We start from the raw sequence: 16,024 nt of genomic DNA on the forward strand, positions 1-16,024 counted from the left end.
CGATCCCGAACCCGCGGCACCTTCACGGGCACCGGACCAATGCCGGTCATCACATCGCGTTCCGGTAGGTGACCATGACGGACAAGACGTGCCCGCCCATCCTGAAGCTTTTCATTGGAAAAGGCCGCCATGAGGGTGGCCAGCTCGGCCTGGACCGCCTGTTCGATCAGCTTGCGCGCGCCATCGCGGATGACATCCGTGAACGGATCGGCGCTAAATCCCGATGGATCGGGCAGTTGGGTGATGGTAGACTCTGACATGTGGCATATCCTTTTCTCAGCAGAGAATCGACGGCGTCTGAACACCGCCATGATATGCCGCCCCTCAGGGCATCACCAACTTTCGCGCGTTTCTCATGAGAAAGGCCCAGAGATCGCTCTCTGGGCCCGGCTTCCACATAAGCTGTGACGTCTTAACGCACAACGTCCACAATCAGATTGGTCTCGTTGTCGACCAATACCGTCGCGCCGTTGATGTTGACGTAGCGGTAATCGGATTCTGGTACCTCATAAGTCTCGACAGTGGTCGGGATGCCCGCGCCGACGACGACTTCGCCATCAAGATAGACGGTCTCGACCGGGTTTTCGCGGACATAGGTGATGGTTGCTTCTTCAGGCTCGGCTGCTGCAGAACCTGCCGCACCACCTACGATGCCACCGGCAACGATGCCGCCAATCGGGCCGCCAACGGCATAGGCTGTCAGTGCGCCGATTGTGGCGCCAGCGGTTGCACTGGCGGTCTCGTTCTCAGCAGTGCCTTCGGGGTCTTCGTAGGTCACAGTACCGACTTCGACGGTGGCAGGGCGGGTGGTCAGAGCCACGGCCTGCTCTTCAACTTCGACGGCAAGATAGTCGGAGTAGGACCAACCAGTTGTGTCGCCGAATTTCACCTGGCACCAGGAGGCACCGTCAAGGCAGCCTTCGACCATGGTGGCTTCGCCACCTGGGATCACGCCGACGATGTCATACTGCGGGCCGGGGCCGGAGCGGACGTTGAGATCTGTTGCAGCATAAGCCTCTGCGGTCTGAGCATAGACAGGGGCTGCTGCGCCAAGAGCGATGGCAGAAACCATTCCAAGTTTAACGATATTCATGTCGATATCCTTCCTTTAGACAGCGCTGACCCATGTGGTCGAGGACGCTGCTGGTTGCTTGTCGTGGAAGGACAACACCGTCCCTGCGATGAGGTTCCGACGGTTTCTCGGCTATCTGCGGGGAAGCGTAAAATCCCGCTCCAGTTGAGCAAAAGTCTGCCTAGGCTCGGCAGAAAAGCGCCAGATATCAGCAGTGTAATGGAACTGAGTGGGTTGTGAGCTCGCAAGTGCAACCTAACCCGCCTGCATGTTAGACGCTGTCAGTTGGCTAGATACACCGCAGGCACGACTTCCCCTGATGGGCCTTTCATCCAACCGCGATGATTGCTGTTGCGCCAGTGGCACAGTGCCAAGGTCTCTTCATCGTTCAAAGCGCGAGCAGGAGCATAGAGGCCTGCCGCCTCACCGGGAAAAGAGTGGTCCGCGTGTAGATCAGTGCGGTTCGCGGTACTGAGCGGTAAAGCGTCGAGGGTGTCAGCCATTGTTTGGAGCAACAACCCGCGGAGGCGTTCGGAGAGCTGGCTGTCTGTCGAGACGGTCGACCTGTCTAGTGTCTCTGCAATCTGTTCCGTGATCGGTGACAGGTCCGCGCTTCGGAAGGAGCAGCCAAGGGATGTCGTCAACGCTTCAGCATCCGCTTGCGGGGCTGCGATCGTATCGTTGTCTGCAAACAAAGCGCAGAACAGCTTCTCGGGGCCAACTGCGTCGACTGCGGCAACAGCGACGAGGGCGGAGTTCGCATCACCTGCAAAGCTCAGCACAGCCCGTCCTGCATTCCTCTTGCGCAGTTGATCCCTCAGCCCTTCGACCAGCGCTTGATAGTCTTTTTCCATCGTATCCCCTTGTGGCGCGATATCGCCCGACTCAATGCGCCAGCCCTCTGCCCCATGCTCCAGATCGACATGTGCGATGGTATCCGCGAAGGCTGGCAATTGCCGCGCAAGACTGCCTCCGCGGTTAAGAGCAAAGGAAGCCCCGTCAAAGAGCGCATGATCCTCTCCGCCGGTCCGGTTCAGATGGATCAGCGGCAGCGACGTCTCAACCACGCGCGCGACCATATGGTTGAGCCTCTGGTCCATGGCGTCGCGGTGATAGGGGGCTGCGTCCGGCACCAACAATATCTCCGCGCCGGTTTCCTCTAACGTCTCGGCCACATCGGGTAGGGAGGCGTCTGTGCCAATCGGGCAACCGATCCGCAGGCCTGAAACCACGACAGGGCCGGAGATCGGTCCGGGGGTGAACAGCACCCGTTCCTCGGGCCGCAGATCATGTTTCAAAACTCGTTGCTGAAGCTTACCGTCCTGTAAGATGAGGTAGGCGTTGTATAGGGCTTCCTTCTCTTGCCACGGTGCTCCAATCGCGAGCGCGGGCCCGTCAGCGCAGACCTTTGCCAGTGTCTCAAGCTGACGCGCAGTCTCGCGCAAGAAATCCCGATCGCGCAGCCGCCCGTCATTCTGGCCGGTCAAGAACATCTCAGGCAGGGCCACCAGGTCCGCCCCCGCGTCGCGCCCTGCGGCCCAAACCTCTTGGGCGAGGGCGGCATTGCCGGTCAGATCACCAGCCGTAGGGTTCATCTGCCCGAGGGTGATGCGGAAACGCTCTGTCATGTCTGGCTCCGGGCTTTGCTGCTGTGGCTGATGTAGCAGATCAGCCTATGGGCGAAACCCCCGCGCCGGTTGATTGGCCTTCGCCGCGCCGTTCATCTGCCAGAGTGTATCGGCTGATTCCGGCAGGCTGCGTCTGCAAAGCCGTTGCCTCTGGCCCCTATCACCCTTAACCTCTTGCGGAACTGACATTTAACGAGATCGGGAAGTACCGCCCATGTTGCACCGCAGCCTGTCCATCTGTCTGATCGCCTTTCTGGCCGCGCCCCTCTGGGCGCAGGACGGACAGGTGCTGACCAAGGAATACGACGACGGCGGCATCTATGAGGGCACCTTTCAAGGCGGTCTCCAGCATGGGACCGGCACCTATAAGCTGCCCAACGGCTATGAATACTCCGGCGAATGGGTCGAGGGCGAGATTAAGGGCGAGGGCGTGGCGCGCTTTCCCAATGGCTCGGTCTATGAGGGCAATTTCGCCAAGGGCAAGCCGGACGGTCTGGGCAAGATCACCTTTGCCGATGGTGGCACCTATGAGGGTGAGTGGGAAGCGGGCGCGATCATGGGGCAGGGTGTGGCGACCTATGCAAACGGCGTGCGCTATGAGGGCGGCTTTCGCAATGCCAAGCACCACGGCAAGGGCGTGATGCAAAGCCCCGGCGGCTATGAGTACAAGGGCGACTGGGTGGATGGCGTCAAGCAGGGGGTCGGCACGATCACCTACCCCGATGGCGCGGTTTATGAAGGCGAGATCGAAGGCGGCAAGCGCAGTGGCGAAGGCACGCTGACAATGCCCGACGGTCTGGTCTATGTCGGCCTGTGGAAAGACGGCCAGATCGACGGCACCGGCACGCTGACCCAGCCCAATGGGGATGTCTACGAAGGCACGCTGGTCGCGGGCCGGCGTGAGGGCAAGGGTAAGGTCACCTATGCCAATGGCGACGTTTATGAAGGCGACTTCAAAGACGACCGCCGCGACGGGCAGGGGACTTTCACCGGCACCGATGGTTATGTCTACACCGGCTCTTGGGTCGCCGGGCAGATTGAGGGCGAAGGTCAGGTGACCTACCCCGACGGGTCGGTCTATGTCGGCACCTTCCGGGATGATCTTGCCGACGGCACAGGCAAAATCACCTACCCCGATGGCTCCACCTATGAAGGCGAATGGGTCGCGGGCGTAATCGAAGGCGAAGGTGTCGCGACCTATACCAATGGCGTAGTCTATGAGGGGGAGTTCAAAGATGCCCGCAACCACGGCCAAGGCGTGATGACCTATGCCGATGGCTACCGTTATGAGGGCGGCTGGCAGGATGGGCAGCGCCACGGGCAGGGCAAGGCGACCTATCCGGACGGCACCGTTTACGAGGGTGAGTTCCGCGACGGGCAGCGCCACGGCATCGGCAAGATCACCATGGCCAGCGGTTTTGTCTATGAGGGCGAATGGACCGAGGGCGAGATCGAAGGCGAAGGTGTGGCGACCTATGCCAATGGCGATGTCTATGAAGGCACCTTCAAGGCGGGCAAACGTCAGGGCACCGGCACCATGCGCTATGCCAGCGGCGAAGAAGCCTCGGGCGATTGGGAGAACGGCGCGCTAAACGATGGCACGGCGGAAGCTGTGGAAAGCGAGACAGAGGCAGAGACGCCCGCCGAGGCATTGCCAGCAGATGAAACGCCGGCTGACGATGAAGCGCCCGAAGCGGCTGCGTCCGCCGAAGATGCAACGTCTGAAGATGCAACGGCTGAGGAAACCCCACCGCCTAGCACCGCAGCCGACGGCGGTTGATGCCGTGTCCGGGGCGGCGCCGAGCGAGGTGGCGGCTTTCTTGGCAGAGGTCACACCTGAACGGCGTATTCACGAAGCGGCAAAGCTCGATCAGCTGTTTCAGCAGGTTACGGGCTATACGCCCCGGCTCTACTCCGGCGGCATCCTTGGCTACGGGACCTATGACTACACCTATGCCTCGGGCCATTCCGGCACGTCGCTTGCCACCGGCTTTGCCCCGCGCAAGGCGAAACTGTCGATCTATATCATGCCGGGCTATGCGGATTTCTCTGCGATCCTGTCCCGGTTGGGCAAACACCGGATCGGCAAGTCTTGCCTTTATCTGAACAAGCTGGCCGATGCAGACCTCGATGTTCTGGCTGAGCTTATCCGTGCAGGGCTGGCCAATCTGCAAAAGCACTGGCCCGTCCAGCCAACCTGAACCGCCGGGCCCACACCCCGCCTTTACTGGACAACGCCCGCGCCCTGTGGCAAGCCCGCGCGCAACAGGAGTACGCCAGATGTCCAACCCCACCGTTACCCGTTTCGCCCCGTCCCCCACTGGCTATATCCACGTGGGCAACCTGCGGACCGCGCTGATGAACTACCTCATCGCACGCAAGGCAGGCGGTACTTTCATTCTGCGCATCGACGACACCGATCCCGAGCGCAGCAAGGAAGAATACGTCGACGGTATCAAGCAGGACCTCGAATGGCTGGGTCTGACGTGGGACCGGGTCGAGCGTCAGTCCGAGCGGTTGGAACGCTATCACGCCGCTGCCGACGAGCTGCGCACCAAAGGACGGTTCTATGAGGCGTTTGAGACGCCGACGGAGTTGGACCTCAAGCGCAAGAAGCAACTCAACATGGGCAAGCCGCCGGTCTATGATCGGGCCGCGCTGAACCTCTCGGACGCCGAGAAGGACGCCCTGCGCGCCGAGCGCGGCGATGGCGTTTGGCGCTTCAAGCTGGACCATGAGCGGATCGAATGGGACGATGGTATCTTGGGCGATATCTCGATCGATGCGGCCTCGGTCAGCGACCCGGTGCTGATCCGGGGCGATGGGCAAATTCTCTATACGCTGGCGAGCGTGGTGGATGACACTGAAATGGGCGTGACCCATGTGGTGCGCGGCTCGGACCATGTGACCAACACCGCGACGCAGATTCAGATCATGCAGGCTTTGGGCAATGGCGCGGTGCCTTCCTTTGCGCATCACTCTTTGCTGACCGGCCCGCAGGGCGAAGCGCTGAGCAAGCGGCTTGGCACGCTCGCGCTGCGTGATCTGCGCGAACAAGGCGTGCAGCCTTTTGCGCTGCTAAGCCTGATGGCGCGGCTTGGGTCTTCTGATCCGGTGGAACTGCGCACGGATATGGCGGAGCTGATCGAAGGGTTCGACATCAACCGATTTGGCTCTGCCCCAACCAAGTTTGACGTGCAGGACCTGTTCCCCTTGACCGGGCGCTATTTGCAGCAGTTGCCGCTGGAGGCCGTAAAAGACGACATCACCGCCCTTGGTGTGCCCGAGGAGAAGGCCGCGACGTTCTGGGCCGTGACGCGCGAAAACATCTCGACGCTGAAGGACCTTGGTCCTTGGTGGGCGATGTTCCGCGATGGTGCTGAGCCGGTTATTGCGGAAGAAGACCGCGAGTTTGTGGCGCAAGCGATGCTGCTGCTGCCAGACATGCCCTTTGATGAGGGGACATGGTCAAGCTGGACTGCGCAGGTCAAGGAAGCCACGGGCCGCAAGGGGCGCGGGCTGTTTCGGCCGCTGCGTTTGGCTCTGACGGGGCAGGAGCATGGGCCAGAGATGGCGCAGGTTATGCCGCTTTTGCAGAACGTCAAAGCGCGCGGCTGAGACGCGACTGGCGGAACCGGGGGCGCTGCCCCCGGACCCCCGCGGGTATTTTTGAAAGAATGAAGATGGATTAGGGCGCCCGGGGGCGGTCAGAAGTTCTTGGCTGTGAAGGCGGCGTCTTCGCGCGATTTCACATTAACCGATAGGCGCTTCATGTGATGGTCGACCACGGCGGTTTCTTCGCCGGTGAGCGTCTGATGGCGTGGGTAGAGCGGGGCTGCGCGGTCGTCGAGAATGGGTGTGTCCCAGCCGTCGGTCGAGTCAAAGAACCGCTCCGCGCCCTCAGTGCCGAATTCGCGCAGGAAGCCTTGGATCACGACATCCAGGTAGCTGAGCAGGATCACGTGCGCGCCGTCGTCGACTGCGATGTCCTGTGGGATCGCGTAATGGGCGATGTCGGGGGCGGGGACCAGATCATGGACCACCGCGCCGCCGGAGGCGTGGCGCTCGTAGCTGTATTCGCGTTGGTCGAGGGCGGCCCAATCCGCGCCCGGCACCGCCGCGATCAGCCCGTCGATGCGGGTAGACTGGTCTTGTACTACGCTGAGGTAGACAATGTCGCGGCCTTCGGTCCTGACCCATTTGCGTCGCCAACCGTCGAGCCGTGCAGGGCGGGCATCCGGGTAAGCATGGGTGTTGCGGTTCACGAGGCTGCCGTAGCCGAAGAAATAGGGGGTCATGCGCGAAAGGTCCTGTATTTGTCGCGCGCAACAAAACATGTGTCGCATCCGCCCACAAGCACGCTTGACGCAGAGGTATGCCGCAGCATACGAAAGGCCAATCGTCACGGGAGAATCGGTTAACACCGATGCCGAAGGAGCAACCGCCCCGGAAACTCTCAGGCCCCAGGACCGCGACGTGACCAAAGACTCTGGAGAGAGGCGCGGATGCGCTCGCCGAAGGGATAACGATCTCAGGCGGAAGGACAGAGGGGGCATCATGCGCGGCAGCCGCTGCGTTAAGGTGCCGGCATGGTCAAAAGGTCATCCGGAAGCGACAGGAAAGGCGAACCGGATGAGCGATCTCAAGCAGACGGCATTGCATGATTTGCATGTGGAACTGGGGGCCAAGATGGTGCCCTTTGCGGGCTATTCGATGCCCGTGCAATACCCCCTTGGCGTGATGAAAGAGCATCTGCATACCCGCGCTGCCGCCGGCTTGTTTGATGTGAGCCACATGGGGCAGGTCATGGTGCGGGCTAAGTCGGGCGACAACGCTGATGCGGCGCTGGCGATGGAAACGCTGGTGCCGGTTGATGTGCTGGGTCTGGGCGAGATGCGCCAGCGTTATGCGATGTTCACCGACGACCGTGGCGGCATTCTGGACGATCTGATGCTGGCCAATCTGGGCGATCACCTCTTTGTCGTAGTCAATGCCGGCTGCAAGGATGCTGACATTGCCCTGATGAAAGACGCCCTGTCGGACCGCTGCGAGATCGAGGTGCTGGACGACCGCGCGCTCTTGGCCTTGCAGGGGCCGCAGGCCGAAGCCGCACTGGCGCGGTTGCAGCCCTCTGTCGCCGATATGAAATTTATGGATGTGGCGCAGGGCGTCGACATTGACGGGATCACGGTCACGCTCTCGCGTTCGGGCTATACCGGCGAAGACGGCTATGAGATTTCGGTCGCCAATGCGGACGCCGAAGCACTGGCGCGCAAATTGCTCGCGTTGGAGGAGGTCGAGCCAATTGGTCTTGGCGCACGCGACAGCCTGCGACTCGAAGGCGGGCTGTGCCTCTACGGCCATGACATCGACACCACCACCACGCCGGTTGAGGCCGCGTTGAACTGGGCGATCCAGAAGGTGCGCCGGACTGACGGCGACCGGGCGGGCGGTTTCCCCGGCGCGGGCGTGATCTTGCAGCAACTGACCGATGGCGCGCCGCGCAAACGGGTCGGGCTGCTGCCCGAGGGGCGTGCGCCGATGCGCGAGGGGGTGGCGATCTTTGATGCCGCTGAGGGCGGTAACGAAATTGGCACCGTGACCTCCGGCGGCTTTGGCCCGACGGTTGGCGGCCCGGTCGCCATGGGCTATGTCACCGCCGAGCATGCGAAGGTCGATACGCCGCTTTGGGGCGAGGTACGCGGCAAGCGCTTGCCACTGACTGTCACGAAAATGCCGTTCGTTGCGGCGAACTTCAAACGCTGAATCTACACAGGGAACTCCACTATGAAATTTACCGAAGAGCATGAATGGCTGCGCGTCGAAGGCGACGAAGTGATCGTGGGCATCACCACACATGCCGCCGAGCAACTGGGCGATGTGGTCTTTGTTGAACTGCCCGACGAAGGCACCGTGGTCAGCAAAGACGATGAGGTCGTGGTGATCGAATCCGTCAAGGCGGCGTCGGACATCCTCGCGCCCATCGACGGCGAAATCACCGAAGTGAATAGCACGCTCACCGACAACCCCAGCATGGTCAATGACGACCCGCAGGGCGAAGCGTGGTTCTTCAAGCTGAAGTTCACCGACGCGACCCAAATGGACGACTTCATGGACGAAGCCGCCTACCAAAAGTTCATCGGCTGATTGGCCCCGGTGTCGGCGCATCCGGCACCGTGAACTGAGCGATTGCGTCGCCCCCTCGGGCGGCGCGCATGAAACAGGGGGCGCCGCTGCCGCGCCGCGACGAGGAATCTGACATGAGCTTCAAGCCCACCGACTATTTGCCTTATGATTTCGCCAATCGGCGTCACATCGGCCCGTCCCCCTCCGAGATGTCGCAGATGCTCGACACCGTGGGCGCCGAGAGCCTCGACGCGCTGATCGACGACACGATGCCCAAGGCGATCCGCGCCAAAGAGCCGCTCGATTTCGGCAAGGCGATGAGCGAGCGCGAAGTGCTGGAGCATATGCGTACCATCGCGGGCAAGAACAAGGTGCTCACCAGCCTGATCGGTCAAGGCTATCACGGCACCGTCACGCCCCCGGCGATCCAGCGTAACATCCTCGAAAACCCCGCTTGGTACACGGCCTATACGCCCTACCAGCCCGAGATTTCGCAGGGCCGTCTTGAGGCGTTGTTGAACTTCCAGACCATGGTCAGCGATCTGACCGGGCTGGAGATTGCCAACGCTTCGCTGCTGGATGAGGCCACCGCCTGTGCCGAGGCAATGACCATGGCGCTGCGCGGCTCGAAATCCAAGGCGAAGGCTTTCTTTGTGGACCGCGACTGCCACCCGCAAAACATCGCCGTGATGAAAACCCGCGCCGAGCCGCTGGGCATCGACATGATCGTCGGCGATCCTGACAAGATGGAGGCTGACAAGGTCTTTGGCGCGATCTTCCAATATCCCGGCACCTATGGCCATGTGCGCGATTTTACCGACCACATGACGGCGCTACACGAGGCCAAGGCCATCGGCATCGTCACCGCCGACCCGCTGGCGCTGACCCTGTTGAAAGAGCCCGGCGCGATGGGTGCGGACATCGCCGTGGGCTCGACCCAGCGGTTTGGCGTGCCCGAAGGTTACGGCGGCCCGCATGCCGCCTATATGGCCTGCCGCGACGCGATGAAGCGCACCATGCCGGGCCGGATTGTTGGCGTGTCGATCGACACCCATGGCAATCGCGCCTACCGCCTGAGCTTGCAAACCCGCGAGCAGCACATCCGGCGTGAGAAGGCGACCTCGAACGTCTGTACCGCGCAGGCGCTTTTAGCGGTTATGGCCTCGATGTATGCCGTCTTCCACGGTCCCGAAGGGCTGAAAGCCATCGCGCAGCGCATCCACCGCAAGACCGTGCGTCTGGCCAAAGGGCTGGAAGCGGCGGGCTTCAAGGTCGACCCCAAGGCCTATTTCGATACGATCACCGTCGATGTTGGCCCGCTGCAGGCCGCAGTGATGAAATCCGCCGTGGACGAGGGCATCAACCTGCGCCGCGTCGGCGAGACCCGCGTCGGCATCTCGCTGGACGAGCGCACCCGCCCCGACACCATCGAAGCGGTCTGGCGCGCTTTTGGCATCCGTCAGGCGGATGACAACTTCAACCCCGAGTACCGCTTGCCCGACGCCATGGTGCGGACCAGCGACTACATGACCCACCCGATCTTCCACATGAACCGGGCCGAGACTGAGATGATGCGCTATATGCGCCGCTTGGCCGACCGTGATCTAGCACTGGACCGGGCGATGATCCCGCTTGGCTCTTGCACCATGAAGCTGAACTCGGCGGCGGAGATGATGCCGGTGACATGGCGGGAATTCTCGCTCATTCATCCCTTTGTGCCCGCCGATCAGGCGCTTGGCTATCAGGAGATGATCGACGATCTTTCCGACAAGCTCTGTGACATCACCGGCTATGACGCGATCTCCATGCAGCCGAACTCCGGCGCGCAGGGCGAATACGCAGGTCTGCTGACCATTGCCGCCTACCACCGCGAACAGGGCCAAGGGCACCGCAACATCTGCCTCATCCCGATGAGCGCGCATGGCACCAACCCGGCCTCGGCCCAGATGGTGGGCTGGAAGGTCGTGGTCATCAAGACCGCCTCCAACGGCGACATCGACCTCGACGATTTCCGCGCCAAGGCCGAGCAGCACAGCGAAAACCTCGCCGGTTGCATGATCACCTATCCCTCGACCCACGGCGTGTTCGAAGAGACCGTGCATGAGGTGACCCAGATCACCCACGATCACGGCGGTCAGGTCTATATCGACGGCGCCAATATGAACGCCATGGTGGGCCTCTCGCGCCCCGGCGATCTGGGTGGCGACGTGAGCCACCTGAACCTACACAAGACCTTCTGCATCCCGCATGGCGGCGGCGGCCCCGGCATGGGGCCGATTGGTGTGAAATCGCACCTGATCCCGCATCTGCCGGGCCATCCGAACGAGGAAGGCAATGCGGTCTCGGCGGCGCCCTACGGCTCGCCCTCCTTGCTGCCGATCTCCTGGTCCTACTGCCTGATGATGGGCGGCGACGGGCTGACGCAGGCCACACGGGTCGCGATCCTGAACGCTAACTACATCGCCAAGCGGCTCGAAGGGGCTTACGACGTGCTCTACAAAGGTCCCACTGGCCGGGTGGCACATGAGTGCATCATCGACGTGCGCCCCTATGAAGAAACCGCAGGCGTGACCAACGAAGACGTCGCCAAACGTCTGGTCGACTGCGGCTTCCATGCGCCGACGATGTCTTGGCCCGTCGCGGGCACGCTGATGGTGGAGCCGACGGAATCCGAGACCAAAGCCGAGCTCGACCGTTTCTGCGACGCGATGCTGGCGATCCGCGAGGAAATTCGCGAGATCGAAGAGGGCCGCATGGACCGCGCTAACAACCCGCTGAAAAACGCGCCGCATACGGTGGAAGATCTGGTCGTGGAATGGGGCGACCGGCCTTACAGCCGTGAGCAGGGCTGTTTCCCGCCCGGTGCCTTCCGCGTCGACAAATATTGGCCACCGGTCAACCGCGTCGACAACGTGCATGGCGACCGCAACCTGATCTGCACCTGCCCGCCGCTTGAGGACTACGCCGAAGCGGCTGAGTGATCAGGCCACCAAGACAGCCAAAGGGCGCGGGATCATTCCTGCGCCCTTAGCATATCCGCAGGCCGGGCGTTCAGCGCTTTCAGCGCAAAGCCCAAGCCCGCCAGCACCGTCGCCAGCACCCCGCCCGCGATGATCATCAGCGCGTTGGACCAGATCACGGTGAAATCTGTCTCCATGACATAGTGGCTCACCGCCCAGCCCCCTGCGATGCCCGCCATTAGCGCAACGCCCCCGGCAAAGAGACCCAGAAACGCCGCGCGCAACACGAAGCTTGTGGCGATGGCCCGCCGCGAGGCGCCCATGGTCTTGAGCAAAGCCGCCTCATAGCTGCGCGCCCCGGTGCCCGCTGCCGCCGCGCCGATCAGCACCATAAAACCGGTTGCCAATGTTGCCAAAGCGCCAAAAGAAATCGCCGAGGCCAGACCCGCCAGCACAGCCGCCACCCGGTCAATCGCGTCGCGCACCCGGATCGCGGTGATGTTGGGGTAGGCTTCGGCCAGATCGCGCAGGATCGCGGTTTCGGCTTCCGGCTCGGCATAAACGGTCGAGATGAAACTATGCGGCGCACCGGCCAGCGCGGCGGGGTTCATCGTCAGCACAAAGCCGATCCCGGCGGTGGAGAAGTCAACCTCGCGAAAGCTGGTGATCTCGCCCGTGATGGCGCGGCCCAGCACGTTGATGGTTAGGCTGTCGCCAAGGTTCAGGCCAAGTTCCTCGGCCTCCTCGGCGGCGAAACTGATCTGCGGCGGGCCGTCGTAGTCTTCGGTCCACCAGTCGCCTGCGGTGATCCGCGTGTCTTCGCCGGGAAGTGCCGCATAGGTGATGCCCCGGTCCCCGCGCACAACCCAGTGATCGCCGGCGACCTCTTCGGCAGGCTGGCCGTTGATCTCGGTCACGACCCCGCGCAGCATCGGGGCGCTTTCGATCCGGCTGACTGCCGGGTCGGTTTCCAACCGCTCGGTAAAGCCGTCGATCTGATCCTTCTGGATGTCGACAAAGAAATAAGACGGCGCCACATCCGGCAGGTTGCCCGAAATCGCTCGGCGCAGGTTGCCGTCGATTTGGCCCACGGCGGCCAGCACGGACAAGCCTAACCCAAGCGCCAGCACCACCGCCGTCGCCCCTTCACCCGGCCCGCCGATCGCCGCCAGCGCCCAACGCAACCGCGGATGGCCACGCGCCATACGGGCCGCCCCGCGGGCGATCAGGCGCAGGAGGGCCGCGGCGAGGGCCAGCAGACCCAAGGTCGCGGCCAAGCCGCCCAGCGTCCAAAGCGTCAGGGACCATGAGCCGTTGAACCAGCCTGCGAGTGCGAGCAGTGCGGCCAAAAGCAGCGCCATGGCAAAGAGATAGGGTGCCGCGGGCCAAGGCGATTGGCGCTGCCAATCATCGCGAAACAGCGTCGCGGCGCGCACATCGGCGCTGCGGGCCAAGGGCCAGAGGGTGAAGAGCGCGGCTGTAAGCAACCCGTAAAGTGCGGCCTCAATCAACGGCGCGGGATAGATCGCAAAACGGGCGGGCAGGGGAAGCTGCGCTTCGATCAACGGTGACAGCAGCAGCGGCAGTCCGGCACCGATCAGCAGGCCAAGCGCCACGCCCATCACGGCCAGCAGTCCGACCTGAATGAAATAGGTCTGAAAAATCGTCGCCCGCGTCGCCCCCATGGCGCGGAAAGTGGCGATGACAGCCGTCTTGCGTTGCAGATAAGCGCGCACCGCTGCGGCCACGCCAACCCCGCCGACGGTCAGCCCCGACAGGCCCACCAATACTAGAAAGGCGCTCAGCCGTTCGACAAACCGCGCCACGCCGGGCGCGCCGTTGCGCGCATCGGTCCAGCGCATTCCGGCGTCGGCGAAACGGTCCTCGGCTGCGGCCTGCAACTGATCAAGATCGGTGCCGAGCGGCAGATCAAGACGGTATTTGCTGTTGAATAGCGTTCCTGCGGAGAGCAAGCCCGAGCCTTCGAGCGCGTCTCGACGCAACAGGGTGCGCGGGCCGAGGGAAAAGCCGCTGGCGGCGGAGTCCGGTTCGCGCTCAATCAGGGCCGTGAGGCGGAACTCAGCCTCCCCAAGCGCGAATGTGTCGCCGGGCGCGAGGCCCAATCGGTCCGACAGGGCGCGCTCCATCACCGCGCCGGGCAGGCCGTCGGTCTTGGCCAAGGCAGCGTCCAAGGGCAGGGCGGGTTCGAGCACCATCTCTCCGATCAGGGGGTAGAGATCATCCACCGCCTTGACCTGCGTCAGCGCGCGTTCCGAGGTTGCGCCGCTGCCGACCACGGCCATGGAGCGGAATTCGACCACTTCCGAGACCCGTTCGGCCCGCACCGAGATCCAGTCGCGTTCCTCAGCACTGGCAAAACGATAGGTGAAGTCCAACTCGGCATCGCCGCCGAGCAGGGCGGCGCCTTCGGCCTCTAGCCCCGCCTCAATCGCTGCACGGACCGATCCGACGGCGGCAAGCGCTGCGACCCCAAGCGCCAGACAGGCCAGCAGCAGGCGAAAGCCGCGCAATCCGCCGCGCATTTCCCGGCGGGCGAAACGGGCCGCGGTGCCAAGGCTCATGCCAGACGCCCGTCTACCAGCGACACCACCCGGTCACAGCGCGCGGCCAGATCGTCGGCATGGGTCACCAGCACCAGCGTCGCGCCGTGGCGGTCGCGCAGTTCAAACAGCAGGTCCATGATCGCAGCGCCATTCTTACTATCAAGGCTGCCGGTCGGCTCATCCGCCAGCAGGATCGCCGGGCGCGGGGCGGCGGCGCGGGCCAGGGCCACGCGTTGCTGCTCACCGCCCGACATCTGCGCGGGGTATTGATCGATGCGGTGGCCAAGGCCCACGGCTTCCAACTCGGCGCGGGCGCGGTTAAAGGCATCCTCGGCCCCCGAAAGCTCCAGCGGAGTGGCGACATTCTCCAGCGCGGTCATGGTGGGGATGAGGTGAAAAGACTGAAACACGATGCCCATGCGCCCCTGCCGAAACTGGGCCAAGCCGTCCTCGCGCAGCGCGCTAAGATCATGCCCAAGCGCCATGACGCTGCCGCCCGTTGCCCGTTCCAGCCCGCCCATGACCATCAGCAGCGAGGATTTGCCTGACCCCGACGCCCCGGTCAGCGCAATACTCTCGCCCTGCTGGACCTGCAACGAAATGCCGCGCAGAATATCGACGGTTCCGGCATTGCCCTTAAGGCTTAGCGTGACATCTTGAAGGTCATAGACAGGGTCGCTCATGGGGCCGCCTTTGTTCTGGGTATCAGTTGGATATGGAGGTCCGTGAAGGATGCGCAAGGTATTGATCTGTTTTGCCTTTATTTTAGGCAGCGCGGCACAGGCTGAAGAGGTGGTGATCGCGGCTTTGGGCGACAGCCTGACCCAAGGCTACGGGCTGCCCGCCGAAGAGGGGTTCGTGCCGCAGTTGCAGGCGTGGCTGGACGCGGAAGGCGTTGAGGCCAAGGTCGTAAACGCGGGCGTCTCGGGCGACACGACAGCAGGCGGTCTCGCGCGGGTCGATTGGACGCTGACGCCCGAGGTCGACGCGCTGATCGTGACGCTGGGCGGCAACGATATGCTGCGCGGGCTGGACCCGGCGCAGGCGCGGGGCAACATCGACGGGATCTTGGCAGCGGCAGAGCAGGCTAAGGTGGATGTGCTGCTGGTGGGCATGTCCGCACCGGGCAATTACGGGGCAGGCTATAAGGCTGACTTCGAAGGGCTCTATCCCACCTTGGCCGAGCAATATGAGACGCTCTTCTACCCTGATTTCTTCACCGGTCTGCTGGCTGAGGAAGAGGGCATGAGCACGGCGCGGAGCGAGACGATACAGCGCTATTTTCAAGGCGATGGCATCCATCCGAATGCCAAGGGTGTCGCATTGATCGTTGAAGATATCGGCCCCTCGGTCTCGGAATTGGCGGCACAGGCGAAAGCCCAAGAACGCTAAACGAAAACGGACGCCGCAGCGTCCGTTTCAAACCTAAGATGTGCCCAGTTCAGGCCAGCGCGATGTTGCTCGCGCTTTCGCGGCCGTCGCGGCCGGCTTCGACATCAAAAGTCACCTTCTGATTGTCGGCCAAGCCTGTCAGCCCGGCGCGTTCCACGGCGGAAATGTGAACAAAAATGTCCTTGCCGCCGCTATCCGGCGCGATGAAGCCGTAGCCTTTTGTCGTGTTGAACCATTTTACGGTGCCAGTAGCCATGACCCGCTGTCTCCCTTTGTCTGATC

Annotated in this window: 13 protein-coding genes, 1 pseudogene and 1 riboswitch; of the genes and pseudogenes, 7 read left to right on the forward strand and 7 right to left on the reverse strand. The window is 62.8% G+C overall.

Going from position 1 to position 16,024, the window contains the following annotated elements:
- From BLS57_RS17605 to BLS57_RS17615, 3 genes and pseudogenes are all read right to left on the reverse strand, one after another.
- Positions 1-260 (reverse strand): annotated as a pseudogene (locus BLS57_RS17605) (IS256 family transposase); the annotation flags it as partial.
- Between the two features lie 152 nt (positions 261-412).
- Positions 413-1,093 (reverse strand): DUF1236 domain-containing protein, encoded by a 681-nt coding sequence (locus tag BLS57_RS17610; RefSeq protein WP_093743969.1) that lies wholly within the window; start codon positions 1,091-1,093, stop codon positions 413-415.
- A gap of 260 nt (positions 1,094-1,353) precedes the next feature.
- Positions 1,354-2,700 carry a nitrilase-related carbon-nitrogen hydrolase gene (locus tag BLS57_RS17615; RefSeq protein ID WP_093743970.1) on the reverse strand — a complete coding sequence of 449 codons (1,347 nt, stop codon included), beginning with the start codon at positions 2,698-2,700 and terminating at the stop codon, positions 1,354-1,356.
- Between the two features lie 214 nt (positions 2,701-2,914).
- On the opposite strand from BLS57_RS17615, the gene BLS57_RS17620 reads away from it, so the two are divergent.
- From BLS57_RS17620 to gltX, 3 genes are all read left to right on the forward strand, one after another.
- The gene (locus BLS57_RS17620) at positions 2,915-4,480 is read left to right on the forward strand and encodes an MORN repeat-containing protein (protein WP_093743971.1); all 1,566 of its coding nucleotides are present in this window, start codon (positions 2,915-2,917) and stop codon (positions 4,478-4,480) included.
- 40 nt (positions 4,481-4,520) lie between these two features.
- Positions 4,521-4,901 (forward strand): DUF1801 domain-containing protein, encoded by a 381-nt coding sequence (locus BLS57_RS17625; RefSeq protein WP_244153723.1) that lies wholly within the window; start codon positions 4,521-4,523, stop codon positions 4,899-4,901.
- A gap of 79 nt (positions 4,902-4,980) precedes the next feature.
- The gene (gltX, locus tag BLS57_RS17630) at positions 4,981-6,318 is read left to right on the forward strand and encodes a glutamate--tRNA ligase (RefSeq protein ID WP_093743973.1); all 1,338 of its coding nucleotides are present in this window, start codon (positions 4,981-4,983) and stop codon (positions 6,316-6,318) included.
- 89 nt (positions 6,319-6,407) lie between these two features.
- Here gltX and BLS57_RS17635 read toward each other — a convergent pair whose 3' ends face one another.
- Positions 6,408-6,998 (reverse strand): gamma-glutamylcyclotransferase family protein, encoded by a 591-nt coding sequence (locus BLS57_RS17635; RefSeq protein WP_093743974.1) that lies wholly within the window; start codon positions 6,996-6,998, stop codon positions 6,408-6,410.
- A 97-nt stretch (positions 6,999-7,095) separates the two neighbouring features.
- A riboswitch (glycine riboswitch) is annotated at positions 7,096-7,182 on the forward strand.
- A 150-nt stretch (positions 7,183-7,332) separates the two neighbouring features.
- Here BLS57_RS17635 and gcvT point away from each other — a divergent pair.
- The 3 genes from gcvT (at position 7,333) to gcvP (ending at position 11,807) form a co-directional block, all read left to right on the forward strand.
- On the forward strand, positions 7,333-8,466 hold the full coding sequence (gcvT, locus tag BLS57_RS17640) for a glycine cleavage system aminomethyltransferase GcvT (RefSeq protein WP_093743975.1): 1,134 nt from the start codon (positions 7,333-7,335) through the stop codon (positions 8,464-8,466).
- A 21-nt stretch (positions 8,467-8,487) separates the two neighbouring features.
- On the forward strand, positions 8,488-8,847 hold the full coding sequence (gene gcvH / locus BLS57_RS17645) for a glycine cleavage system protein GcvH (RefSeq protein WP_093743976.1): 360 nt from the start codon (positions 8,488-8,490) through the stop codon (positions 8,845-8,847).
- A gap of 113 nt (positions 8,848-8,960) precedes the next feature.
- Positions 8,961-11,807 carry an aminomethyl-transferring glycine dehydrogenase gene (gene gcvP / locus BLS57_RS17650; RefSeq protein ID WP_093744029.1) on the forward strand — a complete coding sequence of 949 codons (2,847 nt, stop codon included), beginning with the start codon at positions 8,961-8,963 and terminating at the stop codon, positions 11,805-11,807.
- Positions 11,808-11,839: 32 nt separating this feature from the next.
- On the opposite strand, the gene BLS57_RS17655 is transcribed toward gcvP, so the two are convergent.
- Both BLS57_RS17655 and BLS57_RS17660 read right to left on the reverse strand, forming a co-directional pair.
- Positions 11,840-14,368 (reverse strand): ABC transporter permease, encoded by a 2,529-nt coding sequence (locus tag BLS57_RS17655; protein ID WP_093743977.1) that lies wholly within the window; start codon positions 14,366-14,368, stop codon positions 11,840-11,842.
- Positions 14,365-15,033, reverse strand: a complete 669-nt coding sequence (locus tag BLS57_RS17660; RefSeq protein ID WP_093743978.1) for an ABC transporter ATP-binding protein — start codon at positions 15,031-15,033, stop codon at positions 14,365-14,367. Before BLS57_RS17660 ends, BLS57_RS17655 begins: the two co-directional genes overlap by 4 nt.
- A gap of 49 nt (positions 15,034-15,082) precedes the next feature.
- On the opposite strand from BLS57_RS17660, the gene BLS57_RS17665 reads away from it, so the two are divergent.
- Positions 15,083-15,742 carry an arylesterase gene (locus BLS57_RS17665; protein WP_093743979.1) on the forward strand — a complete coding sequence of 220 codons (660 nt, stop codon included), beginning with the start codon at positions 15,083-15,085 and terminating at the stop codon, positions 15,740-15,742.
- Between the two features lie 49 nt (positions 15,743-15,791).
- Here the strand turns inward: BLS57_RS17665 and BLS57_RS17670 are convergent, their stop codons facing one another.
- Positions 15,792-15,998 (reverse strand): cold-shock protein, encoded by a 207-nt coding sequence (locus tag BLS57_RS17670; RefSeq protein WP_067623368.1) that lies wholly within the window; start codon positions 15,996-15,998, stop codon positions 15,792-15,794.
- Positions 15,999-16,024: the final 26 nt, after the last annotated feature.

Origin of the sequence: Sulfitobacter delicatus (genome assembly GCF_900102535.1) — a bacterium.
GTDB classification, from domain to species: Bacteria; Pseudomonadota; Alphaproteobacteria; order Rhodobacterales; family Rhodobacteraceae; genus Sulfitobacter; species Sulfitobacter delicatus.

Bases quoted from the DNA above. Each gene is read 5' to 3' on its own strand.
- gcvP (WP_093744029.1), top strand. From the start codon at position 8,961: ATGAGCTTCAAGCCCACCGACTATTTGCCTTATGATTTCGCCAATCGG.
- BLS57_RS17615 (WP_093743970.1), bottom strand. From the start codon at position 2,700: ATGACAGAGCGTTTCCGCATCACCCTCGGGCAGATGAACCCTACGGCT.
- BLS57_RS17670 (WP_067623368.1), bottom strand. From the start codon at position 15,998: ATGGCTACTGGCACCGTAAAATGGTTCAACACGACAAAAGGCTACGGC.
- BLS57_RS17665 (WP_093743979.1), top strand. From the start codon at position 15,083: ATGCGCAAGGTATTGATCTGTTTTGCCTTTATTTTAGGCAGCGCGGCA.
- BLS57_RS17620 (WP_093743971.1), top strand. From the start codon at position 2,915: ATGTTGCACCGCAGCCTGTCCATCTGTCTGATCGCCTTTCTGGCCGCG.
- gcvT (WP_093743975.1), top strand. From the start codon at position 7,333: ATGAGCGATCTCAAGCAGACGGCATTGCATGATTTGCATGTGGAACTG.
- gltX (WP_093743973.1), top strand. From the start codon at position 4,981: ATGTCCAACCCCACCGTTACCCGTTTCGCCCCGTCCCCCACTGGCTAT.
- BLS57_RS17635 (WP_093743974.1), bottom strand. From the start codon at position 6,998: ATGACCCCCTATTTCTTCGGCTACGGCAGCCTCGTGAACCGCAACACC.
- gcvH (WP_093743976.1), top strand. From the start codon at position 8,488: ATGAAATTTACCGAAGAGCATGAATGGCTGCGCGTCGAAGGCGACGAA.
- BLS57_RS17660 (WP_093743978.1), bottom strand. From the start codon at position 15,033: ATGAGCGACCCTGTCTATGACCTTCAAGATGTCACGCTAAGCCTTAAG.
- BLS57_RS17655 (WP_093743977.1), bottom strand. From the start codon at position 14,368: ATGAGCCTTGGCACCGCGGCCCGTTTCGCCCGCCGGGAAATGCGCGGC.
- BLS57_RS17610 (WP_093743969.1), bottom strand. From the start codon at position 1,093: ATGAATATCGTTAAACTTGGAATGGTTTCTGCCATCGCTCTTGGCGCA.